Origin of the sequence: Paenibacillus sp. 7516 (genome assembly GCF_002272715.1) — a bacterium.
In the GTDB taxonomy this organism is placed as follows: Bacteria; Bacillota; Bacilli; order Paenibacillales; family Paenibacillaceae; genus Paenibacillus; species Paenibacillus illinoisensis_A.
In genome coordinates, this window is sequence record NZ_NPBI01000036.1 from 81,873 (window position 1) to 104,400 (window position 22,528).

Here is a 22,528-nt window from a genome sequence, read left to right on the forward strand (position 1 = left end):
CAGTCATGGAAATTGCTAAAGAGTTTATTGGTCAATATGGATATTTTGCAATCTACGGATTGCTCGCTCTGGGTGTCATCGGCATGCCCATTCCGGATGAGGTGATGATGACCTTTGTCGGTTATCTTGCCTCCATCTCGGTCCTGAACTATTCCGTTTCGATCATTGTCAGCTTTGGTGGCGCATTTACGGGAGGACTGCTCAGCTACGCGATTGGCAAGAAGGCGGGCAGACCCCTCGTTGTAAAGTATGGCAAGTGGGTAGGGGTGAACCCCAAACGGCTGGGGAGGGTAGAGGGCTGGTTCCTGAAATATGGGTACTGGTCCATTATCCTCGGCTACTTTATTCCTGGCATTCGTCATCTGATGTGCTGCTTCTCCGGCATCAGCCGCATGGCCATCGGAAAATATGTAGTGATCTCCGGGATCGGGGCATTCATATGGTGCGTCGTGTTTATAACGATCGGTTTCTACGTTGGTGTGTTAACTTAAATTGGGACAACCTGTTGTTTCGGGTTGAGGATAAAGACCTCTTGTAAATGGAGCGGTCTTTTTTTGTTTTTCTAGATGTTTTATATCACCTCCGACGGAAGTCACCTAGCTGCAAATGTAACGAACTGGAGTGTGTTTATCAAAAAAATATTAGCCATATAAAAATTCTAAAGAACCTCATTATCCTTATCTCATGAATAAGTGAAGTTATAGCCGTAATAGGTCCGATACCGTTGTTTGCCACTAGCCACATGCAATAATTGTTGTTCTGTTAAACTGCGAAGCACTCGGCGGGCATGCTGATCCGTGAATCGCAGGTTTCTATTCTTGAACGCACTCAATGATTACGTTCCTTCTCTAAAAGAGAGTTCATCCATTCTTCGTAAGCCTGATCAAATTCAATACCCATCTTAATCATTTCCTCCTTATGTAGGTTGAAGAAGTATTATAAAATGCAAAAGCCGCTCTGAACATTTCCCTCCTTTTTGGATTAAAGGTGAAAATGTGTCAAAGCGGCGTGTGTGCTTCACGGCCTAATTTTCTTTATTAAAGACAAGTATAACGATAGAAACTGGACTATTTCAATATTCAATATTGTAAAAGATAGTCATTCCGAAGTACTACTGTTGGAAAATACTGCAGTCGTTGATCCAACGCAATACATCCTCCTATTTTGTGTCCATATCTATTTCTACGATCCATTTGTTTAAATGTACTATCCGTTTAGATGGGCTTTCTCAATCCCTTGTTCAATACGATTTTCACCCTTTTTGCGAGCAAAAGTTATTTTGAGCAATGGTGGTGTAACAAGTGTAGTTACGATAACCATGATGACAACACTGGTAAAATATTCAGGATCGAGCAAGCCGGAAGCGAGTCCGGTTGAAGCAATAATCAATGCAACCTCTCCTCTGGATATCATCCCTGAACCAATGGCTAGAGATGAAACCCGATCAAATCCGGTAAGTCGTGCGCCGGCTCCGCCACCAAGCAGCTTTGTCACAATCGCAATTAAGCTGATAGCAATGATAAACCAGATTTGGGAACCGACACCGTCAAACGTAACATTGAGTCCGATACTCACAAAGAATACGGGCACAAAAATACTGTAGGCAATCGGCTCAACTTTGCTTTCAACTTCATGTTTGAAAGTGGTTTGGGAAATAGCAATACCAGCGGCAAATGCACCAATAATCCCCGCAACACCCATCCATTCTGCGAAATAGGAAAATCCGAAACAGATGATTAATCCTGTAGTAATGACAGTCTCTGTAACTTTGAGAGGTGCCATCCACTTCATGATTCGAGGGACAAGGAACCAGCCTGCAGCAATAATAATAACAAAGAATAACAATTTTTTACCAATAAGCAGACTGATTGACGTGTCACCTGCACCTGTTCCGAGCAAGCTCATCATAACTGCGAGCAGGACAACAACCAGAACGTCATCAACTACAGCTGCACCGAGAATTGTAGTACCTTCACGCGAACTGAGCTGATCCATATCCTTGAGTGTCTGGACCGAAATACTCACCGACGTAGCACAGAACAGAAGTCCGAAGAAAAGAGCGTGAGTCTGAGACATGCCAAAGGCAATGGCAGAACCGTAACCTCCGATAAATGGAAGAATAATACCTCCAACGGCAACAGCGAAAGCTGCCTTCCAGTTTTTCTTCAGTTGCTCGAGGTCCGTCTCAAGACCGGCAATGAACATTAACAGAAGTACACCAATCTCCGCCATATAATGAACGAAATCAGTTTGTTGGACCCAACCCAGAATGGCAGGTCCAAGAACAACACCTACAATCAGCTTACCCAATACGGATGGTTGACCGAGTCTAACGGACAGGTCCCCAGCCAGTTTGGTGAAAATCAAAATTAATGCAAGTACCAAAACAAATTCCATAAGTGCACTCCTCTCCAACAGTAGCGTCTATAGGATTTCCTCACCAAGAGCACTTGATTCCATTGTCATGACACAAAAAAATGGCATAGAAAGGCGCAAATAACAGTGCCCTAATATGCCATAAAAAGACAAGGAGGGGCCCTTGGTGACAGGCTCCTCCGATTTCAACGCGTATGTGATTATTTAATTTAATTATACCATAAACTCTGTTTTGGGTAAACCGATGACTGCCGGCATTCGGATGAAAACAAACTGTTAAGGGCATTTTATATGGGATCGGAAGCTTTTTGTTCAGAGTGTTGTCACTTAACAGGGGACAGGCCGCGAGATATAATGACATAGAACATAGAAGTTAGCATATGAGGAGGATTTTGCTTTGGGCAAACATAACAAAGGGGATTCGAATATGCAATCCAATTCGGCCGCCCCGACAAGTAATAAAAATTTTGCAGGTATCATTATTACCATTTCCATTCTTGCCAATGTCATTATTTTATTGTTGTTCTTCGCACCTTCGATCGGATACAAAGGGGATGTCGCCTTTGATATCACGGTGCTGCCGCGGTTCAATGCGGTGTTTAACAGTTTCACTTTCATTTTCCTGCTGGCCGCGCTGATTGCTATTATCAAAAAGAACGTAAAGCTCCATAAACGGTTTATTCTTGCTGCGTTCTCAACAACATTGCTGTTTCTTGTCACGTATTTGTCGTTTCACTATCTCTCTCCGGAAACGTCCAAATACGGCGGGGAAGGCATTGTTCGCTCCATTTATTTCTTTATTTTGATTACTCACAGTGTTCTTGCAGCCATCATTGTGCCGCTGGCTTTGTTCACGCTCGTGTGGGGCTGGACAAACCAATTGAAGAAACACCGCAAAATTGCGCGCTGGACGATGCCGATCTGGCTGTATGTTAGTTCCACAGGGGTAGTCGTTTACCTGATGATGGCTCCATACTATTAATGTAGTTCATGTTCTGAGGCATATCTCGCCGCACATGCGGGTAATGATTTCGAGGAAGGAGGTACGGCAATGTACAGAGTGGTATTAATTCGTCATGGACAGAGTATGTGGAATGTAGAGAACCGATTTACAGGCTGGACTGATGTAGACCTGACCAAGGACGGATACGGTGAAGCCCGCAAAGCTGGCAAAATCTTAAAGGAACAGGGTTTTGATTTTGACTATGCATATGCTTCGGTACTTAAACGTTCCATTCGAACACTGGACATTGCGCTTGATGAGATGGACCGGATGTGGATTCCGATCTCAAAGACATGGAAGCTTAATGAACGTCATTACGGTGCTCTGCAGGGCTTGAATAAGCAGCAGACTGCAGTCAAATACGGAGAAGACCAGGTAATGGAGTGGAGACGATCTGTTAGCGTATCTCCGCCGCCGCTGGATGAGACGGATGATCGTTATGTGCAGGATGTGGACAAGTACAAGCGTCTGGGTTGTACCATCCCTCGTACCGAGAACTTGATGGATACGTCCAAGCGGGTGCTGGAGTACTGGAACAGCGAGATCAAACCCATGGTGTCAGCCGGGAAAAGGGTACTGATCTCTGCGCACGGGAATACACTTCGTTCACTCGTTATGCATTTGGATGAGATGTCGGAAGCCGATGTCATGGCTCTCAACATTCCTACAGGCATCCCCCTTGTCTATGAGCTGGATGAAAATTTGCATCCCATCGGACATTTCTACCTGACTGCAGATGGTTCGACGTACAAACATGAAGAAATGACCCATGTTGCACCTCCGTCAGATTGATCTCAAGTTAAAGATATAATAAAGTGACCTCTGATTTTTAGGGGTCATTTTTTATGTTATCAATTTGGCTGCCGGCATTCAGGAGGTTTTCCTGCATCATCTCTCAGGAGATATGACTGGCGTGACATAGCCGTTTCGTTTTCCTCACAAAGGGTAAATTTCAAGCAAGACACGATGTACATCAATCCCTTAAGGAGGAGAAACACATGTCTAAAAAAAGCGGAATTATAATGACGGCCATTGGTGCAGGCGTAACCTATCTGATGAGGAACAAGCAGGCCAGAGATAAACTGTTTTCAACGGTTTCCGGCATGATGAAAGGCTCAAATTCTTCAAATGGTAGCAAAAAAGTACAGCGAGTAGACATCAATTAGACTCACGTTGTGAGTACATTAGCGAGGCCCGGAGCACTTCAAGTTCCGGGCTTTTCTGTGTTTATTCCCATTGCATCCTCAGATGCGATTTTTACCAGGAAGAATGATACAATGGATACTTGCAGAACGTATGAAAGGGGATGTACACACATGAAGAAAAACCGTCTGGGCTCATCTGAACTGTACGTCGGAGAAATAGGACTGGGCTGCATGTCGCTCGGAACCGAAATAGAGCCCGCCATAAATCTGATTCATGAGGCACTGGACCGCGGCGTCAATCTGCTGGATACAGCTGACCTGTATGATGCAGGACGTAATGAGGAAATTGTAGGAAAAGCAATCCAGGGACGCCGTGAGCAGGTGATCCTGGCAACGAAGGTGGGCAACCGCCGTTTGCCAGGGAAAGAGGGCTGGTCATGGGATCCGTCCAAAGCGTATATCAAGCAAGCTGTCCATGATAGCCTCAGACGACTCCAAACGGATTACATCGACCTGTATCAGCTGCATGGCGGTACATTGGATGATCCGATTGAAGAGACGATTGAAGCTTTCGAGGAGCTGAAGCAGGAAGGGCTGATTCGGTATTATGGCATATCGTCCATACGACCTAATGTAATTCGGGAGTATGTAAGAAGATCATCCATTGCCAGTGTTATGAATCAATACAGCGTCGTGGATCGCCGGGCAGAGGAGGAAGTGCTGCCCTTGCTTGAACAAAAGGGGATCAGCGTCATTGCCCGCGGACCTGTTGCCAGCGGAGTACTCGCGGATTCCGGTGCTTCCAAGGTAGAGAAGGGTTATCTGGATTATACGCCGGATCAGCTGCTTGCCATTCGTGAAGGCTTGAGCCGCCTCGTTACCGACGAGCGGAGCATGGCGCAAACTGCGATCCGATACGCCTTGTCCCATCCAGCAGTGGCTGCCGTCGTCCCTGGAGCAAGCTCCCGAACACAGCTGCTGCACAATATTGAGGCTGCGGCATCTGCACCTCTTACGGATGCGGAAATTCAAGAAATAAGGGAGCATTATCCGGCCAATCAGTACAAGCAGCACCGATGAACATCCAGTCTGCCTATTGCAATTGTAACTATTAGAGGTACAATAGAGGTCAACCATTAAGATTTTTACAAGGGAGAGAAGACATATGGAAAGAATTCAAAGTGAACAACAATACCGTGATACCATTAATTCAGACGGGCTGACCGTCATCAAATTCGATACAAACTGGTGCCCGGACTGCAAAAACCTCGACCGTTTTATTGGCGCAGTCATCGATCAGCACTCGGACAAAACCTTCTATGCAATGGATGCGGAGGAATTCCAACCGCTTGCTGAGGAAAATGCGGTACGCGGCATTCCAAGTTTGCTCGTGTTCCAGAACGGCAAGAAGATTGCCCACCTGCATAGCAAATGGGCAAAAACGCCTACACAAATCTCCGAGTACCTGGAGACGCTTGAATCCAAAGTATAAGGATATGAAGAAGGCGACATCGATTCCGGTAGGAACCGATGTCGCCTTTTTAAAATTATTTTTTACGGTAACTACATCATCAAAATGAAAAAGAATACGGCTGCCAGTACAAAGCGATAGATCGCAAAGACGGTCAGGCTGAGCTTTTTCAAAATGGACAAGAATGTCTTAATGGCAAGCATCGCTACGATAAATGCAGCGATAAATCCTATTGCAAAGATAGGGAAGTCGCTACCGTTCAGGTGATCGATGCTCTTGTAGAGGTCGTATCCTGTGGCTCCTATCATGATGGGAACGGACACCAGGAAGGTAAATTCAGCAGCAGCAACACGGCTTACCCCTGCGAACAATCCACCAGAGATCGTTGAACCGGAACGCGAGAAACCTGGCCACAATGCCAAAATCTGAAAAAGTCCCACGACAAATGCCTGTGTATACGTAATATCGTCCACATCATGTGTTGTGATTCGATCACTGCGGTGGCTCCAGCGCTCAGCTACAATCATCAAGATCCCACCGATGACCAAACTGTACAATACGGTCTCTGGCCCAAATAGATGTGCCTTGATCCAGTCGCGGAAAACAAGTCCAATGACTACAGCCGGTACCATCGCCAAAAAGATATGTACAAGATTCAGACGTTGGGAGTAGCTCCTTTTGCCTCCGGTGAAGCGGAACATATCAATGAATTTGTTCCAATAGAGCACAACGACAGCAAGTACAGCACCGAGCTGAACAACCACTTCAAACGTTTTGACTGACTCGTTGTCCTCCGATAATCCCAGCAAGTGGGCGGTCAGAATCATGTGTCCGGTTGAGGACACGGGCAAAAACTCAGTCAAACCTTCGATGATGCCCATAATAATGGATGATAAAATGTCCAATGCTCTTCCTCCTTGAAATGCAGATGCAGAAGGTGGTCTGCTCTGCTTGACTGACAATGCTTGTTCAGCAGAACAAGGCTATCATCTATTATGATCAGAAACGTGTCCAACTTCAACTTATGCATTGAATTGATTGTTTAAAACCATATTGACAAAAACCTAGTTATCCCATAGGATATAGTTAACTGACTGACTGATCAATCGGGAGGGTATTGAAATGTCCAAAGTAAATGATAAGGAACCCGGAGAAGAACGACGGGATCAGATTATACGTATTGCGATGCAGCGATTTGCGACTCATGGGTATCACCAGACCAAGATATCGGATATCGTTCGTGAAGCTGGTGTAGCTCAAGGGACGTTTTATTGGCATTTCAAGAGTAAGGAAGCCATCGCTGAAGAGATTGTGTTAACAGGCAGAGAGAAACTGCTTGAAGCTATCGGTCAGGGTTATCGCAAGGATGCAGGATCGGTTGAGGATATGGTCAAGGCGTCAGAGCGATTGTTCATCAGCTTGTTCTCTTTTGCGGCAGACAACCGCTACTTTATGGAGCTGCTGCTGAAAGGTATCGTGACCGAAGAATCGGTACGTCGTCTGGTCGAGGAGACACGTGGTGCTGTGGAGTCAGCGTTCCGCCATAACATGGAACGTGCCATTGAACTTGGCATGCTGCCATCTTCGATGGATGTGCCTGTACGGGCTGCTCTACTGGTGAGCATGATCGAAGGCATGATCTCTCGCTGGCTGTTTGGTTCTGCGGAGCTGCATGAGGACATATCGGCTAGGACAGCTGAATCGCTCGCTGCGGAAGCATCCAGCTTTGAATTTTACGGTTTGCTGGGCACGTAATGATGTGCCTGTACCGAGGGCTTTTTTACATGATTGAGACAGAAGCAGGGAATAATGGATACAACTATTAACCACATGAATGAGAGGAAGTTAACATGATGAATAATGGAACACCAAGTAACGGCCAAAAGATGCGCAAAAGTTGGATGCTGACGGCAATTATGCTTATGGTTGTACTGGTTGTAAGTGCATGTGGAAGCAAAACAACCGACAATGGCAGCAGTAATGGAGCACAAGCAAGTAATGAATTAGAACAGATTAAGTCAGCGGGCACCATGAAAGTAGGGATGATGGGTACATACCGTCCATACAACTTCCTGAATGACAACAAGGAGATGGATGGTTTTGATGCAGATATCGCACGTGAGGTTGCCAAGCGCCTCGGGGTTGAAGTTGAATTTGTCTCCCAGGAATTCTCGGGCCTGACACCAAGCCTGCAATCGAAAAAGATTGATGCTATTATCAGCCAGATGACGATCACTGATGAACGGAAACAGGCGCTCGATTTCAGTGAAGGGTATATCACAAACCAAGTCAAAATCATTGTGAAAAACGATAATAACGATATTACCAAACTTGAAGATTTCAAAGGAAAAACGATTGGTGTAGGTCTGGGCACAAATGATGAAACTTATCTGCGTAATGAAGTGCTGCCGAAAGTGGGAGACTTCACCATTAAGACGTATGACGATGTCATCACATCGCTTAAAGATCTGGACGCAGGACGCATTGATGCAACAATCAACAACCTATACGCACTTAAACCCATTATTGATTCCAACGGATTCAAGATTAAGGCTGTAGGTGAACCGATCAAGAGTGACCAAGCCGGTATTGCTGTTCGGAAAAATAATCCGGAACTTGTTGCAGCGCTGAACGAAGCTCTTCAAGGCATGAAGGATGATGGCACGTACAATACCATTTTCAAAAAATGGTTTGGTGAAGAGCCTGCGCAATAATGACCGGCAAGGCGAAGGGAAGTTTGATCCATGGAACTGGTATTTGAAAATATCCCCTTCTTTTTGAAGGGGGCTTATTACACGCTTTATGTGACCATAATCTCAATGTTTTTTGCATTTTTGATCGGTGTGATTGTTGCTGTTGTCCGACTGAAAGGCCCGCTATGGCTTCGGATGATCGCAAGATTCTATGTATCCATCATGCGGGGAACCCCGCTATTGGTGCAATTATTTGTTATCTATTATGGATTGGTCGATTATGGCGTAACCCTGGGATCGCTCACAGCAGCATGTTTTGGACTCAGTTTGAATGCAGGTGCGTTCCTGTCTGAGACATTCAGGGGCGCCATTCAGGCTGTGCCGAAAGGGCAGACAGAAGCTGCTTATGCAACGGGGATGACCCCTTTTCAGACGATGAGACGGATTATATTCCCGCAGGCAGTTCGCATTGCCATTCCACCGATGGGGAATACCTTTATTGGTATGCTGAAGGAAACATCACTTGTGGCAACGATCGGTGTAACGGAGCTTCTGCGCTCAGCACAGCTGCTGGTATCCCAATATGCTTTAAACATGCCGTTTTATCTCGCTATCGGGGTGATCTACTGGATTATGAGTATCGGCTTCTCGGCCATTCTGGAACAAGTGGAGCGCCGGTTGGCCCGGGCTTACTGATGGAGGGAGAGAACCGATGATTACAACGACAGGACTAAAGAAACATTTTGGAAATCATGAAGTACTTACGAATATTGACCTGCACGTGAATGAAAAAGATATCGTAGTCCTGCTAGGACCGAGTGGTTCCGGCAAAAGCACGCTGCTTCGCTGTCTGAATGGACTTGAGGAACTATCTGGCGGAAAGATCGAAGTGAACGGCATCATCGTAGACAGCAATGATCCGCTGCGAGTTCAGCGCTCACGGGTGCTTGAGATCCGCCGTCAGACTGGCATGGTGTTTCAGCAATTCAACCTGTATCCGCACAAAACGGTACTGGGAAATGTGATGGAAGGCCTCGTGACCGTGAAGAAAATCAAGCGCGACGAAGCGGCCGAACGCGGCCGCATTCTGCTGGATCGTGTAGGACTGTCGGACAAGCAGGATGCTTATCCATCCCGCCTGTCAGGTGGACAACAGCAGCGGGTTGCGATTGCTCGTGCACTTGCCATGGAACCGAAAGTGATGCTGTTCGATGAGCCGACTTCAGCCCTTGACCCCGAACTTGTAGGCGAGGTTCTTTCGGTCATGAAGGAGCTGGCACAGGAAGGCATGACGATGCTGGTGGTCACGCATGAATTGAAGTTTGCCCGGAATGTGGCCAATAAGATCGTTTTTATGGCAGACGGTTCGATCGTGGAAGAAGCCAGTCCACAGGCGTTTTTCGAACATCCGGAACAGGAACGAACACGAAGATTTTTGCAGCAAATTACTGAATTCTAAGTATTCACAGATATGTGCAGATTGTAAACCATTTTAAGAAAGAAGGATTAACAATATGAATGTAACAACCGTATGGAAAGGCAAACGCGCGTTTACTTCCGAAGGACCCTCTGGTTATGCTGTAGGCATGGATGCCACGGCTGCTTATGGTGGTGACAGCAAGGGTGCTACACCGATGGAACTGTTGCTTGCAGGCCTTGGAGGATGCATGGGGATCGATATTACGATGATTTTGGATGCCTTCCTGGACAAAATCACTGGAATTGAGATTGTAGCTCAGGGTACACGCAGTGAAGGGATGCCCAAAGGTTTTACGTCCATTGACCTGATCTTCAAAGTCGACGGAGATATCCCGGATTATCGCATCTGGAAAGCCATCCAAATGGCTGAAGAAAAATACTGCGCTGTATCGGCTTCATTGAGCGCGGATATTCATCCTAAACTGATTCTGAATGGGGTAGAGACACCCCGTCCTTAATTGATCAATAGCTTCAGCAAAAGGGTCTCACGTTCATATCGCCATCTGTTTGCGATGCAGCATGTCTGCAAACCCGGCCGCCATGCCCATGGCGGCCTTTTTATTACTTTTGTATGGTGAATACATCATTTGGTCACTGCAATTGAGCAGGAATGTATGCTAATCTAAGGGAATAATTGCCGAGATCACAAACCTGGAAATAGAAGAGCTTATACGGGTTGTATGGTATGATAAGTGGAAATGCAGGAATTAGTTGATTTTGCCATTTATATGTAAGCGCTTATATAGACAATGGAAGGTGCAGATATGTTAAGAAGGTTTATACGTGTATCGAACAATCTCAAACTGAAGCATAAACTGCTGATTTCCTATGTACTTGTGGTCATGATTCCCGTTCTGATCATTGGTCTTGCCGTGACCGGGTATTTCCGGCAGCAGGCACTGGATAATGCGATCGGGCAGACGATCAACAACGTGGACAAGATCAAGAGCCAGACAGCCACATTGCTGCGTGTGCCGACGGATATTTCCGATATTCTGATGTTCAACAACGAACTGAAGGAGATTGTGAACAAGCGCTATTCCAGCGTAATGGAATTGACTTCTGCTTATTTGGCCTATAAGGATTTTCAGGAATACAAGCGACAATACCGTGAGGTGGCAGGCATTCGTTTTTATTCCGATAACCCCACCTTGATCAATAATCTGGAGTTTATCCCGTTGAACGAGCAGACGAAGGAAAGCTACTGGTATCAAAAAGCGCTGTTATCGACGAACACAGGATGGTTCTACATTCCGGACAAGGAAGATAATCCGGTTCACAAACTCAGCCTGGTGCGCAAAGTGCCTTTTCCTGAATATCGCACCGAGGGAGTACTGCTGATTGAAATCAATCAGGATGAGCTCAACGAGTTGCTTCGACAAGAACCCTTTGAAACGCTGATTGCAGATGAGCAGGGTTATGTTGTGGCTGCCAAAAATACGGATCTGGTTGGCAAAACGCTGGACGAGCTGGATTTCGGCGTCGATTTACAGAATCAGGCCAAGGGAACACTGGAAGCTGATTTTCAGGGAGAGCCGTCCAATATCGTTATCGATGAGCTGCGCCCTGTGTCGAGTATGAACAGCTTGAAGGTGATCTCCGTCTTCGAGACCAAAGATATCGTCAAGGATGCGAATACGATCAGTCTGATCGGTATGCTCTTTATCTCCCTGGTCTTAATCATTGCACTCTTACTTGTATATATTATTTCATTCCTTACTTCGAACAGGCTGCTTCGTCTTAGCAAGCATCTGAACAAGCTGGCCCTTGGGGATCTGAATGTGACGTCCAGAATCGACGGAGACGATGAAATTGGACAATTATCGAGACAATTCAATTACATGGTCAAAAGCATAAACGAACTAATGACTCAGGTCGTTGAAACGACCGAGCAGAACAACCAATTGGAAATCGCGCAGAAAGAGATTAAACTAAAAATGATGGCGAGTCAGATTAATCCTCACTTTTTGTTTAACGCCCTGGAGTCTATTCGCATGAAAGCTCATATTAAAGGGGAAGCCGAGATTGCGAATATCGTCAGACTGCTCGGCAAACTGATGCGCAAGAGCCTTGAAATCGGGAGTGGCAAAACGACCTTCCAGGCTGAGCTCGAGATGGTAAGCTCCTACCTGGAAATACAGAAATTCCGATACGGAGATCGGCTTGCCTTTCAGATTCATATCGATCCCGGAGCAGAGAAGATATACATTCCGCCTTTGATCGTTCAACCTCTGGTGGAGAACGCCATTGTGCATGGATTGGAAAATAAAGAGGGAACGGTCCATGTAAATATAGATATTCGTCTGGTGAATGATGTGGTACAGATTCGCGTCAAGGATGATGGTGCCGGTATTACACCAGAGCGTCTTGAAGAGGTTATGCAATTTATCCGTGGACCGGAGGAGCAGGAGAAGAGCCGGATCGGTTTGCGCAACGTGCATCAACGGTTAACGCTGACGTACGGTGAACCGTACGGATTGCAGATTACGAGTGTATATGGGGAAGGAACAGAGATTGCTTTTGACTTACCTTCAGGAGGGGAACAGCATGTATAAAGTATTTTTGGTGGATGACGAACCGAGCATACGCGAGGGACTGACAACGATCATTGATTGGGCCGAGTATGGATTTGAGGTGATCGCTACCGCCGCCAGTGGACGGGAGGCCATTACTCGATTTGATGAGCTCAAACCTGATCTGACCATTATCGATATCCGGATGCCGGGCATGACTGGACTGGACGTAATCGAAGAGGTGCGGAAACAGCATCCTGGATCACATTTTTTAATTTTGAGTGGTTATGCCGATTTTGATTATGCCAAAAAAGCAATCAGTTTTGGTGTGGATGGATACTTGCTCAAGCCTGTGGATGAAGAGGAGATTATTGGTGAGCTTCAGCGTATTGCTGCAGTGCTTACACGTGAGCAAGAGGCCCTGGCACGTCATGCAGGTGAAGATACGGCATATCGGGAGCATCAGATCGAAGCGCTTCTATTTGATAATCTGGAAGGTGTCGGTCCCATTGATGAGGATGCCCTTGGATTGAAGTGGCCGCAATATCAGGTTGTGCTGTTAGAGATGCATACTGCACCTGATGTACAGCGTGGAGGTGTAGTTAAACGCAAACTGGCAGAGGCCTTTGATCAAAAGGATCGGGGAATCGTCTTCTCCTATCATTCGGGTCTTGCCTTATTGTGCAAGGATCCGATCTCATCGGCTTCGTCTGCCGAGCATCTATATGATGAGCTGAAGCGGCTCCTCGGTGAATGGAACATTACGATGTACGGGGCAGCAGGCGAACCGGCCAATACCACTTCCGAGATTGTCAGATCCTATAAACAGGCTAACGGACTGCTGGCAGAACGTTTTCTATTCACCGAACAACGGATTATGTTGTGGAATGAAGAGCTTGCTGCTGAAGGAACCGTTGCTTCCATGATCGGCGAAGATGAAAGCGCTGAGCCTGAAGAATCGGAACTGGCAGACAAGCTGTATTATGCGCTCGACATACGCAGCATGGAATCTGTAATTCGGGTGATGGGTGAGATGGAAGAGCGAATTGTCCCTTACCACCGGACAGAGCAGGCAATCAAAACAGCGTTCTCTCAGGTATTCTCCATGGCTATCAACAAACTGGCTGCCTCAAACCAGCATATGCAGTCAATCATGCAGGAACATTCTGTCCTGATCAACGAAGTATATCATCAATTAACGGTATCTGATCTGAAGGCGATGGCAGAAGGCCATCTAAGCCGTCTTATTCAACGTATGGGCGGTGGCAGTAAAGATACGGCACTAAAACAAATGATCGATTTTATTCGGCGTAATCCCGGGGAGAATCTCAAGCTGGAGGTTCTAGCTGAGGTGTTTAACTATAACAGCAGTTATCTGGGCAAACTGTTCAAGAACCACACAGGAGAGTATTTCAACGCATTCCTGGACAAGGTTCGTATGGAAAAAGCGAAAGAACTGCTTGATGAAGGGTTAAAGGTTCATCAGGTCGCCGCAAGAGTGGGGTATGCTAACGTGGATTATTTTCACGGTAAATTCAAGAAATATGTAGGAGAGTCTCCTTCAGCATACAAACATGCCAGATCCCAATTTAAAGACCAGCCAGAAGAGCCTGACGGCGTATAGTCGCAGGTAAAATAGCTTGCTTTTATATGTTAATTTCCTTTTCTTTAGATATAAAACGTTTTCGGGCTTTTTCATAGTCTTCATTTGCATCATGATATAGTCCATCCTCTTCCTTATATAAGCAATGGTGTTCTTCCATATGTACGTCTTAAACTGGATGTATCTAATTCCGGACAAGGAGACAATCAGATGAAACCATCGGATATAAAAGCTGTTCGCCATACGTTTGACCTGAAGGGGACCTGGAAGTTCTGTCTCGAAACAGACCCTGCCAATGGCGGGAGACCGCCACTTTCTGATGAATCCATATGGGGAACGATTCAGGTTCCAGGTTCCTGGGAAGAGCAGGGGTATGGGAGCGAGCCGGATTATCTAAGGATGGATACATGGACCAAAATACGTGAATACGAGGGTGCTGCCTGGTACTGGGCCGTAGTAGATCTTCCAGTGTCAGAGCCGGACTGCAAGTATGTATTGAGACTTGAGGGAGTCAGATGGACAACAGATCTCTGGGTAAATGGACAACATGCCGGGCAGCGTGACAGTCTGCTTGTGGGGCAGGAATGGGACATTACCTCCCTACTCCATTCAGGAGGGCAGAACCAGCTGGAATTACGTGTGGATAATACGATGAAGCTGCCTTTGGCCGGAAGTCATATTCATTCCATCCACACGGCTACAGCGTGGGGTGGAATTACAGGCGGAGCCTATCTGGATCGACTACCGTCTTGTCGAATCAAGCAATTGCATATCCAGCATGACGCCGAGAACGGGATCGTAACGATCCGATATAATGTAAGCGCTAGCGAGTCTACCCTATCCAGCACATGTCAACTTCACGTGGATATTAGGCACCCTGATGGAAGCTGGCTTCCGAGGCAGAGCCGCTCCATCGCTTCGATGTCTCTTCCGAATGAGGACCAACAATTCGAAGGGAGTTATGGCACGGAGCAGTGGGATCTGGATCTTGGCCAAGAGAAGGACATTGCCCTGTGGTCGGATAGATCTCCGAGGTTATATCAGGTCGCTGTCTCCTTGCAGAATGAGGGACGAGAGCTGGATCGGGTGGAACGGACATTCGGCATGCGTTTTTTCAAAGCAAATGGAAAAAAGCTTGAGTTAAACCGTGTGCCTGTATTTTTGCGCGGATACGTGGATTGCTGCATTTTTCCGTTAACGGGTTATCCGGTCTGGGACAAGCAGCATTATGTACAGCAGTTCCGTACGGCAAAGTCTTACGGATTCAATCATGTACGTCTGCATGGCTGGAGTGCACCCCGGCCGTTCTGGGAGGCAGCAGATGAAGAAGGCATGCTTGTCCAGGCGGAACTTCCGCATTGGTCACGGTGGTTTGAGAATCGTGACGTGAAGGCACCGGCAGAGATCATGCTATTTTTAACCCGGGAATTAAAAGGATTATTACATTCCTTGCACACACATCCTTCCTTTGTCATGTTTTCCTTGGGAAATGAACTGATTGGGCCTAACGGACATCCTGAATTGAATGATTTGGTAGAGCTCGCTCGTTCTCTTGACCCTACCCGGTTATATACGGATAATACGGGCTTTGGTCAGCTGCCGGCTCAAGGCCGAAATGCTGACTTTTATATTCAGTCATTGAACTGGCATCCTCCACTGGAGTCCGAGCTGTCTGCCGTACCGGACACCACGCTGGATTACCATGAGGTCACCCGGCTTACGAACAATCCAGTCGTTGGGCATGAACATGCACAGTTCACCATGTATGTACGCCCCCAGGAGCGGGAGAAGTACACGGGCGTCCTGCGCCCAAGCTGGTTGGAATCCATCGAAGAGTCAATTGCACGCAGAGGCCTGGCGGATGATGTGGAAGATTTTCAGCACGCAAGTGGCATACATCTGATGCGGTCGTTAAAGGAAGCAATGGAGCGAGTTCGCCGTACACCAGATGCAGCGGGCATACAACTGCTTGATATCCGGGACTTTCCTGGACAAGGACATGCGACCACGGGAGTTCTGGACGTATTTTGGGAGAGCAAGGGAATAGTGGAACCAGCAGCATTCAAGCAGTTTAACGAAAGCATTGTGCTCTTGCTGGGTAGCAGACAGCGGACCTACTATGCGGGGGAACCCGTCCATATTGAAGCCAGCATATCTCATTATGGAGAGAAGCCGATTGCCGATGCCTCGATCCATTGGAAGCTAATTCGTAATAATATCATTGAGGACGAGGGCGAGTGGACACATGGAGATATCAGCTGCGGCTCCGTTGTTTCGCTTGGGCGTCTGACCGTACAGGCACCTAAGCATGGGGCTGCTGCCTTTGTCATTGAAGCTGAGATCAGATCGGGCCATTCGGAGCTCGTTGCAGATAATGTCTGGTATGGTTGGTCATTTCCTCACTATCATCCTCACGACCGATCTCATCGGATCTGGAACTGTGTGGAGGAGCTGCAACCCTTTTTACTGGATTCCCACCATCGCCAGGTGGACCATCTGGATGGGAAAGACTTGATCAGCCAAAGTCAGATAGACTTGGTAATCATCTCTTCACTTACACCTAATGTACTTGATTATCTGATAAATGGTGGCAGTGTCTGGCTTCAGGTCAAACCGGATGAGCTATATGAAGCTGTAGACACCAAGTATCTGCCTGTATTCTGGAATTATCTCATGTTTGCAACACAATCTGGAGCCACAATGGGAATGAATTTGCAGGAAAAGGTACCTTTGCTGGGCCGTTTCCCGCATGATCAGGCTTCGGATTGGCATTGGTACCACCTGGTGAATGGAACTCCTGCGATATGCCTTGATTCGCTGCATGGAGTACGTCCATCTATTGAAGTAATTGATCATTTTCACAGAGCGAAACGATTGGCATATGCTTTTGAGGCCAGAGTGGGGCGGGGGAAATTGCTAGTATCATCTTTGCCGTTTGCCAATGTTTCCTTAATGAAGCGCCCTGAAGCGGCCTTCCTGTTTCAGGAGATGGTCGCGTACTTGCTGGGAGATCAATTCGATCCTGTTGCCACGATATCTGCAGCTGAATTGCTTGGCATCGTCAAGCTGCAGACCATTCAGTTCACATTATGAATGAGAGGACCTAAACCAGGTCCTTTTTCTATTCTCTAAAAGTGAAGGTAAACGATTTCTATAAAACGTTTTCAGAAAATAACATTTTAGATTATCTTTACCTTTTTATGGCGTAAATTGTAGATGAAAGGCTTTAAAATACCTAATTTTGAGCAGATAATGTCGAATTCTGTGGGTGGATATCTAATTTTTATATGATTTTCTCTAAAATCCAGATGGTATTTTGAAAACGCTCTATCAGTTATGATTGATCTATAAAACAGAGGAGGGGGAACGGAGATGGAAACGCTAACAAAAAAATCCGCTTCCGCGAAAAGAAGCAGTAACCCCAAGCCGCCAACGAACAAACGGCGGAACGGAATTTGGGATAGCATCAAGCAGCAGAAGTATCTCTATCTCATGTCACTGCCATTCGTAGTTTGGGTTTTTGTATTTAACTATCTGCCGCTATGGGGATGGACGATGGCTTTCCAAAATTTCAAACCAGCCAGATCGTTCAGCGACCAAGAATGGGTTGGTTTTAAACACTTTGTAGAGCTGTTTAGCGATGAACGGTTCTATCTGGTACTTCGAAATACGCTTGCAATGAGCTTGATGGGGCTGATTGTCGGTTTTGTCGTGCCGATTTTCTTTGCAATTCTCTTGAATGAGCTCAAAGGCATGTTCTTCAAACGTGCGGTGCAAACGGTATCATATCTGCCTCACTTTGTATCTTGGGTCGTAGTTGCAGGGATTATTACCAAGATGCTTTCCACCGATGGCGGGATCATCAATGACATTTTGGTAGGTCTGAATATTATCGATCAGCCAATCCAGTTCATGGCGAAGGGGAACCTGTTCTGGTACATTGTAACCGCTTCAGATATGTGGAAGGAAACCGGCTGGAATGCCATCATCTATCTGGCGGCCATTACCGGTATTGACCAGGAACTTTACGAAGCTTCCCGAGTAGACGGTGCGAACCGCTGGAGACAGATGTGGCACATCACACTGCCAGGTATTCGGACTACAATCTCCGTGCTATTCATCATGTCCATCGGACACTTGATCAGTATCGGTTTTGAGAAGCAGTTCTTGCTTGGTAACAGTTTGGTGACCGACTACTCCGAAGTACTTGATCTATATGCGCTCAACTATGGTTTGAACATGGGACGATTCTCATACGGTACAGCGATAGGTATATTCAACTCCGTTGTCAGTATCATCCTTCTGTTTACAGCGAACGGGTTGTTTAAGAAATTCACCAAAGAAAGCATCATGTAGGGAGGGGGGAACACTATGGCGAACAAATCATTCAATGCTACACGGGGCGATAAACTGTTCGATATATTCAATATCATTGCTATGGCGCTGGTACTGATCGTGACGCTGTATCCATTCCTGAACGTGCTTGCGATCTCCTTGAATAACTCAACAGATACGGTACGTGGCGGAATTTACTTGTGGCCGCGGGAATTTACACTGGAAAACTACAAAACGATCTTCCAATATGACGGGCTGCTGCAAGGTCTGCAGGTTTCCATTATGCGTACGATTGTAGGTACACTGCTCGGTCTGATCAGTTCCTCGATGATTGCCTTTACACTGGCTCGTCCGGACTTCAAATTGAGAAAATTCGTATCCACTGCACTTGCACTTACGATGTATTTCTCCGGGGGTCTGATTCCGGTCTACATCCTGATGCGTGACTTGAACCTGATCGGTACGTTCTGGGTGTATGTATTGCCAGGCATGATCAGTGCGTTCAACGTATTCGTTATTCGTTCCTTTATTGACGGACTGCCGTATGCGCTTCAAGAATCGGCGAAACTGGACGGTGCCAATGACTTTAAGATTTATTACAAAATCATCCTGCCACTCTGTAAACCGGTTCTTGCAACGATTGCATTGTTCCTGGCCGTAGGCCAATGGAACGCATGGTTTGATACGTATCTGTACAACGGTTCCAAGGCACATCTCACAACACTCCAGTATGAGTTGATGAAAGTACTGCAAAGTACACAGCAAGGTTCTGGTGCTGGACGGAATGCCAATGACATGGCACAGCAGATGACGCAGATTTCACCGGAATCCATCAAAATGGCCATTACGATCGTTGTTACCGTTCCAATCCTGGTTGTATATCCATTCCTGCAAAAGTACTTCGTAGGTGGTATGACACTGGGCGCAGTAAAAGCATAATAATCAACATTATAGAGCTGCCAAAAAGAGCAGCCGTAAACTAAAAAAAAGCATCAGATGCCCGAGGCGTGACCAATTGGTTTGCGCCTCACCGTATAGGGCTGCGGAGCGGCATTCATGAAGCTATAGACAGGGACAAAAAAGTCCCGGATAAGACAGACATATGAAACAGGGAGGATTACCATTATGGCAAGTTTTAAAATGAAAGGGGCACTGGCTCCTGTACTTGCGATGTCTTTGCTCGCAGGTTGTGGCGGTGGAGGAACTGGCGGCGAAACGTCGTTTAAAGACACAAGTGGTGAAACGACTCCGCTCACATTCAGCTTTTTTAGCGTCGATCCCAGTCCAAACTGGAATGGCATGAAGGATGAGGTTGGCCAGGTTATCACGGAGAAAACAGGAGTAACACTTAACGGTGAATTTGCCGTCAGCGGTGGTCAGGACAAAATATCCTTAATGGCAGCGAGCGGGGATTATCCCGACATCGTGTCACCCAAAGGAGAGCTTAGCAAGCTGGTGGATGCAGGAGCAATGTTGGATCTGACAGATCTGATTGACCAGTATGCTCCCAATCTGAAGAAGCTGTATGGTAATTACATGGACCGGTTGAAATACAGTAATGAGGATCAGGCCATTTATGTGCTGCCAACGTATTACGCGGTAGACCAAAAGTACTTTGATGCAGGCGGCGGGTTCGGTATTCAGCACCGTGTATTGAAAGAGCTTGGCTACCCTGAGGTACGCACACTCGAGGACTTCGAAAATGTGCTGAAGGCATACAAAGAGAAACATCCGACGATTGATGGACAACCAACGATCCCGCTAACACTTGATGCGGATGACTGGAGAATCATGATCACGGTAACGAATCCGGCTTTCCTCGCAACAGGTGCACCGGATGACGGTGAATACTACATCAATCCGGAAACATACGAAGCAATGCTTCACTACAAGCGTCCGGAAGAAAAAGAGTACTTCCGTTGGTTGAACAAAATGTACAACGAGGGATTGCTTGATCAGGACAGCTTCGTACAAAAAACGGATCAGTATAAATCCAAAATCGCAAGTGGACGTGTGCTTGGTGTAATTGACCAGGATTGGGGCTACTCCGATGCTGAAAACGCATTGAAAGCAGCAGGCAAGCCTGAAGCGACATATTCACACTTCCCGGTGACCCTGTCTGAGGACATCAAGGACCATTCCTACCAGGATACGGGATTCGTATCCGGCTGGGGTGTAGGTATTACAACCACGAATCCGGATCCGGTCCGTACGATTAAATTCTTCGATTACCTGGCTTCTGAAGAGGGTCAAGTGCTGATGAACTGGGGAATTGAAGGCCAGCACTACGAAGTGAAGGATGGCAAGCGTGTCATTCCTGCCGATGTTCTGGACCAAAAGACAAACAATGCTGCCGTATTCCAAAAAGAGACGGGAATTGGTCTCTACACGAATATGTCGGGTCACTATGGAGACGGGGTTAAAGATTCGACGGATAACTATTACACCACGAATTTCCCTGAACAGATCGTAGCAGCTTATTCCGAGCCAGAGAAAGAAACACTGCAAGCATATGGTGTTACAACTTGGAAGGACTTGTACCCAAGTGAAGATGAGTTCGCGGTTAAGCCATGGGGAGCGGCTTACAATTTGCCAACGCCAGGTGACTCCGATTACAACGTCATCTTCCAGAAAACGCAGGATATTATCCGTAAACGAATTCCGGAGGCAATTCTCAGTTCCCCGGATCAGTTTGACGGCATCTACGATGCGATGATTGCAGAAGTGAACAAGGCCGGAGCAGAAAAAATGGAGCAACAATACACCGAGCTTGTCCAAAATCGCGTTAAATTGTGGAATGGTGAAGCTCAATAATTGTTCGATAGTGAATCATTCATTTTTTGAAGAGAGGAACCCAGAAACCTGGGTTCTTCTTTTTGTGCTAAAACGTTTTCCGAAAAACGTTTTCAAAATTGTGAATTCACTATTGACAAGGACTTTCCGAGCGATTATGATTCAAGTATGAAAGCACTTACATCACTGGTATGACAGACCTAAACGGCTTTCCCTTCAAGTCAGAAATAAAAAGATATTTCAGGGTTATAAATTTTTAAAAGGTAAAATTAAACTCATTTAGTAAGCGCTTTTAAAGTAATAAAAACTAAAGTTTTACATTGAGATTATTCACTTTCCGGTATGTGCAGGTCAGCCTGTTATACAATAGATAGCTTCATTTTATCCATAAGGGGGATTATACATGAAGGGCAAAACACCAAAAACATTCGCAATGCTTCTACTCGCAAGTGCACTTGCCATTACGGCAGGCTGTGGAGGAGGTACTACTGCTTCAGAAACACCAGAGGATACAGGGGATACAACCAGTCCAATCACGTTTACATTCTTTGGTGCAGATGCAAGTCCAAACTGGAACAATATGAAGGATGCAGTTGGCCAAGAGATTACCAAACGAACAGGTGTTACGATTGAGGCAGAGTACGATGTGAATAATGGCGGGGATCAGAAAATACCTTTGATGGCTGCCAGCGGTGATTACCCAGATATTATCTTTCCTAAAGGGAACTTATCGAAGCTTGTTGACGCAGGTGCTATGCTTGACCTTACCGATCTGATTGAAGAACATGCACCAAACCTGAAAAAAATCTATGGCGATCAGATGAATCGTTTGAAATACAGTCTCGAAGATCAGGCCATTTATGCCATTCCGACGAACATGGGCGTGGATAACGTTTCATTTGATGCAGGCGGCGGGTTTGAAATTCAACAAAAGGTCTTGAAAGAGCTTGGATATCCAGAAGTAAAAACACTTGAGGATTACGAAAACGTATTAAGAACCTACTATGAGAAACATCCAACGATTGACGGTCAGCCAACCATTCCTCTGACATTGAATGCGGATGACTGGAAGATCATGATTACGGTAACCAACCCGGCGTTCCAGGCAACAGGTGCA

Annotated in this window: 20 protein-coding genes; 18 read left to right on the forward strand and 2 right to left on the reverse strand. The window is 46.3% G+C overall.

Going from position 1 to position 22,528, the window contains the following annotated elements:
• Positions 1–5: 5 nt before the first annotated feature.
• Positions 6–491, forward strand: coding sequence for a DedA family protein (locus CHI14_RS25280; RefSeq protein ID WP_095292328.1), 486 nt, complete (start codon positions 6–8; stop codon positions 489–491).
• 715 nt (positions 492–1,206) lie between these two features.
• Here the strand turns inward: CHI14_RS25280 and CHI14_RS25285 are convergent.
• Positions 1,207–2,397, reverse strand: coding sequence for a cation:proton antiporter (locus CHI14_RS25285; protein WP_095292330.1), 1,191 nt, complete (start codon positions 2,395–2,397; stop codon positions 1,207–1,209).
• Between the two features lie 406 nt (positions 2,398–2,803).
• Between CHI14_RS25285 and CHI14_RS25290 the strand changes: the two genes are divergently transcribed.
• From CHI14_RS25290 to CHI14_RS25305, 5 genes are all read left to right on the forward strand, one after another.
• The gene (locus CHI14_RS25290) at positions 2,804–3,358 is read left to right on the forward strand and encodes a DUF420 domain-containing protein (RefSeq protein WP_095292377.1); all 555 of its coding nucleotides are present in this window, start codon (positions 2,804–2,806) and stop codon (positions 3,356–3,358) included.
• Between the two features lie 69 nt (positions 3,359–3,427).
• On the forward strand, positions 3,428–4,171 hold the full coding sequence (gene gpmA, locus CHI14_RS25295) for a 2,3-diphosphoglycerate-dependent phosphoglycerate mutase (RefSeq protein ID WP_095292332.1): 744 nt from the start codon (positions 3,428–3,430) through the stop codon (positions 4,169–4,171).
• A gap of 206 nt (positions 4,172–4,377) precedes the next feature.
• The gene (locus CHI14_RS30215) at positions 4,378–4,545 is read left to right on the forward strand and encodes a hypothetical protein (RefSeq protein ID WP_153980001.1); all 168 of its coding nucleotides are present in this window, start codon (positions 4,378–4,380) and stop codon (positions 4,543–4,545) included.
• Between the two features lie 150 nt (positions 4,546–4,695).
• Positions 4,696–5,604 carry an aldo/keto reductase gene (locus CHI14_RS25300; protein ID WP_095292334.1) on the forward strand — a complete coding sequence of 303 codons (909 nt, stop codon included), beginning with the start codon at positions 4,696–4,698 and terminating at the stop codon, positions 5,602–5,604.
• A gap of 85 nt (positions 5,605–5,689) precedes the next feature.
• Positions 5,690–6,016: a thioredoxin family protein gene (locus tag CHI14_RS25305; protein ID WP_095292336.1), complete on the forward strand. Its 327-nt coding sequence runs from the start codon at positions 5,690–5,692 to the stop codon at positions 6,014–6,016.
• Positions 6,017–6,087: 71 nt separating this feature from the next.
• Here the strand turns inward: CHI14_RS25305 and CHI14_RS25310 are convergent, their stop codons facing one another.
• Positions 6,088–6,876, reverse strand: a complete 789-nt coding sequence (locus CHI14_RS25310) for an undecaprenyl-diphosphate phosphatase (RefSeq protein ID WP_249281236.1) — start codon at positions 6,874–6,876, stop codon at positions 6,088–6,090.
• A gap of 241 nt (positions 6,877–7,117) precedes the next feature.
• Here CHI14_RS25310 and CHI14_RS25315 point away from each other — a divergent pair, with 241 nt between their 5' ends.
• From CHI14_RS25315 to CHI14_RS25370, 12 genes are all read left to right on the forward strand, one after another.
• Positions 7,118–7,750, forward strand: coding sequence for a TetR/AcrR family transcriptional regulator (locus CHI14_RS25315; RefSeq protein WP_095292339.1), 633 nt, complete (start codon positions 7,118–7,120; stop codon positions 7,748–7,750).
• Between the two features lie 131 nt (positions 7,751–7,881).
• On the forward strand, positions 7,882–8,709 hold the full coding sequence (locus tag CHI14_RS25320; RefSeq protein ID WP_481856455.1) for a substrate-binding periplasmic protein: 828 nt from the start codon (positions 7,882–7,884) through the stop codon (positions 8,707–8,709).
• A gap of 30 nt (positions 8,710–8,739) precedes the next feature.
• On the forward strand, positions 8,740–9,384 hold the full coding sequence (locus tag CHI14_RS25325) for an amino acid ABC transporter permease (protein ID WP_095292343.1): 645 nt from the start codon (positions 8,740–8,742) through the stop codon (positions 9,382–9,384).
• 16 nt (positions 9,385–9,400) lie between these two features.
• Positions 9,401–10,147: an amino acid ABC transporter ATP-binding protein gene (locus CHI14_RS25330; RefSeq protein ID WP_095292344.1), complete on the forward strand. Its 747-nt coding sequence runs from the start codon at positions 9,401–9,403 to the stop codon at positions 10,145–10,147.
• Positions 10,148–10,202: 55 nt separating this feature from the next.
• Positions 10,203–10,625: an OsmC family protein gene (locus CHI14_RS25335; protein WP_095292346.1), complete on the forward strand. Its 423-nt coding sequence runs from the start codon at positions 10,203–10,205 to the stop codon at positions 10,623–10,625.
• A 306-nt stretch (positions 10,626–10,931) separates the two neighbouring features.
• Positions 10,932–12,722, forward strand: coding sequence for a sensor histidine kinase (locus tag CHI14_RS25340; RefSeq protein WP_095292348.1), 1,791 nt, complete (start codon positions 10,932–10,934; stop codon positions 12,720–12,722).
• Positions 12,715–14,304 carry a response regulator transcription factor gene (locus CHI14_RS25345; protein WP_170948271.1) on the forward strand — a complete coding sequence of 530 codons (1,590 nt, stop codon included), beginning with the start codon at positions 12,715–12,717 and terminating at the stop codon, positions 14,302–14,304. Before CHI14_RS25340 ends, CHI14_RS25345 begins: the two co-directional genes overlap by 8 nt.
• Before the next feature lie 189 nt (positions 14,305–14,493).
• Positions 14,494–17,376, forward strand: coding sequence for a glycoside hydrolase family 2 protein (locus CHI14_RS25350; RefSeq protein WP_095292351.1), 2,883 nt, complete (start codon positions 14,494–14,496; stop codon positions 17,374–17,376).
• A 279-nt stretch (positions 17,377–17,655) separates the two neighbouring features.
• The gene (locus tag CHI14_RS25355) at positions 17,656–18,639 is read left to right on the forward strand and encodes an ABC transporter permease (protein ID WP_095292353.1); all 984 of its coding nucleotides are present in this window, start codon (positions 17,656–17,658) and stop codon (positions 18,637–18,639) included.
• Between the two features lie 15 nt (positions 18,640–18,654).
• The gene (locus CHI14_RS25360) at positions 18,655–19,557 is read left to right on the forward strand and encodes a carbohydrate ABC transporter permease (protein WP_095292355.1); all 903 of its coding nucleotides are present in this window, start codon (positions 18,655–18,657) and stop codon (positions 19,555–19,557) included.
• Between the two features lie 186 nt (positions 19,558–19,743).
• Entirely contained in the window at positions 19,744–21,432 is a 1,689-nt protein-coding gene (locus tag CHI14_RS25365; protein WP_095292357.1) for an ABC transporter substrate-binding protein, read from the forward strand.
• A 382-nt stretch (positions 21,433–21,814) separates the two neighbouring features.
• A partial coding sequence (locus CHI14_RS25370) for an extracellular solute-binding protein (RefSeq protein WP_141236729.1) occupies positions 21,815–22,528 on the forward strand: 714 nt, incomplete at its 3' end.

Coding starts and splice junctions, on each gene's coding strand:
- CHI14_RS25335 (WP_095292346.1), top strand. CDS start 10,203: ATGAATGTAACAACCGTATGGAAAGGCAAACGCGCGTTTACTTCCGAA.
- CHI14_RS25360 (WP_095292355.1), top strand. CDS start 18,655: ATGGCGAACAAATCATTCAATGCTACACGGGGCGATAAACTGTTCGAT.
- CHI14_RS25305 (WP_095292336.1), top strand. CDS start 5,690: ATGGAAAGAATTCAAAGTGAACAACAATACCGTGATACCATTAATTCA.
- CHI14_RS25280 (WP_095292328.1), top strand. CDS start 6: ATGGAAATTGCTAAAGAGTTTATTGGTCAATATGGATATTTTGCAATC.
- CHI14_RS25290 (WP_095292377.1), top strand. CDS start 2,804: ATGCAATCCAATTCGGCCGCCCCGACAAGTAATAAAAATTTTGCAGGT.
- CHI14_RS25325 (WP_095292343.1), top strand. CDS start 8,740: ATGGAACTGGTATTTGAAAATATCCCCTTCTTTTTGAAGGGGGCTTAT.
- CHI14_RS25350 (WP_095292351.1), top strand. CDS start 14,494: ATGAAACCATCGGATATAAAAGCTGTTCGCCATACGTTTGACCTGAAG.
- CHI14_RS25285 (WP_095292330.1), bottom strand. CDS start 2,397: ATGGAATTTGTTTTGGTACTTGCATTAATTTTGATTTTCACCAAACTG.
- CHI14_RS25315 (WP_095292339.1), top strand. CDS start 7,118: ATGTCCAAAGTAAATGATAAGGAACCCGGAGAAGAACGACGGGATCAG.
- CHI14_RS25355 (WP_095292353.1), top strand. CDS start 17,656: ATGGAAACGCTAACAAAAAAATCCGCTTCCGCGAAAAGAAGCAGTAAC.
- CHI14_RS25340 (WP_095292348.1), top strand. CDS start 10,932: ATGTTAAGAAGGTTTATACGTGTATCGAACAATCTCAAACTGAAGCAT.
- CHI14_RS30215 (WP_153980001.1), top strand. CDS start 4,378: ATGTCTAAAAAAAGCGGAATTATAATGACGGCCATTGGTGCAGGCGTA.
- CHI14_RS25320 (WP_481856455.1), top strand. CDS start 7,882: ATGCGCAAAAGTTGGATGCTGACGGCAATTATGCTTATGGTTGTACTG.
- CHI14_RS25365 (WP_095292357.1), top strand. CDS start 19,744: ATGGCAAGTTTTAAAATGAAAGGGGCACTGGCTCCTGTACTTGCGATG.
- gpmA (WP_095292332.1), top strand. CDS start 3,428: ATGTACAGAGTGGTATTAATTCGTCATGGACAGAGTATGTGGAATGTA.
- CHI14_RS25300 (WP_095292334.1), top strand. CDS start 4,696: ATGAAGAAAAACCGTCTGGGCTCATCTGAACTGTACGTCGGAGAAATA.
- CHI14_RS25310 (WP_249281236.1), bottom strand. CDS start 6,876: ATGGGCATCATCGAAGGTTTGACTGAGTTTTTGCCCGTGTCCTCAACC.
- CHI14_RS25330 (WP_095292344.1), top strand. CDS start 9,401: ATGATTACAACGACAGGACTAAAGAAACATTTTGGAAATCATGAAGTA.
- CHI14_RS25345 (WP_170948271.1), top strand. CDS start 12,715: ATGTATAAAGTATTTTTGGTGGATGACGAACCGAGCATACGCGAGGGA.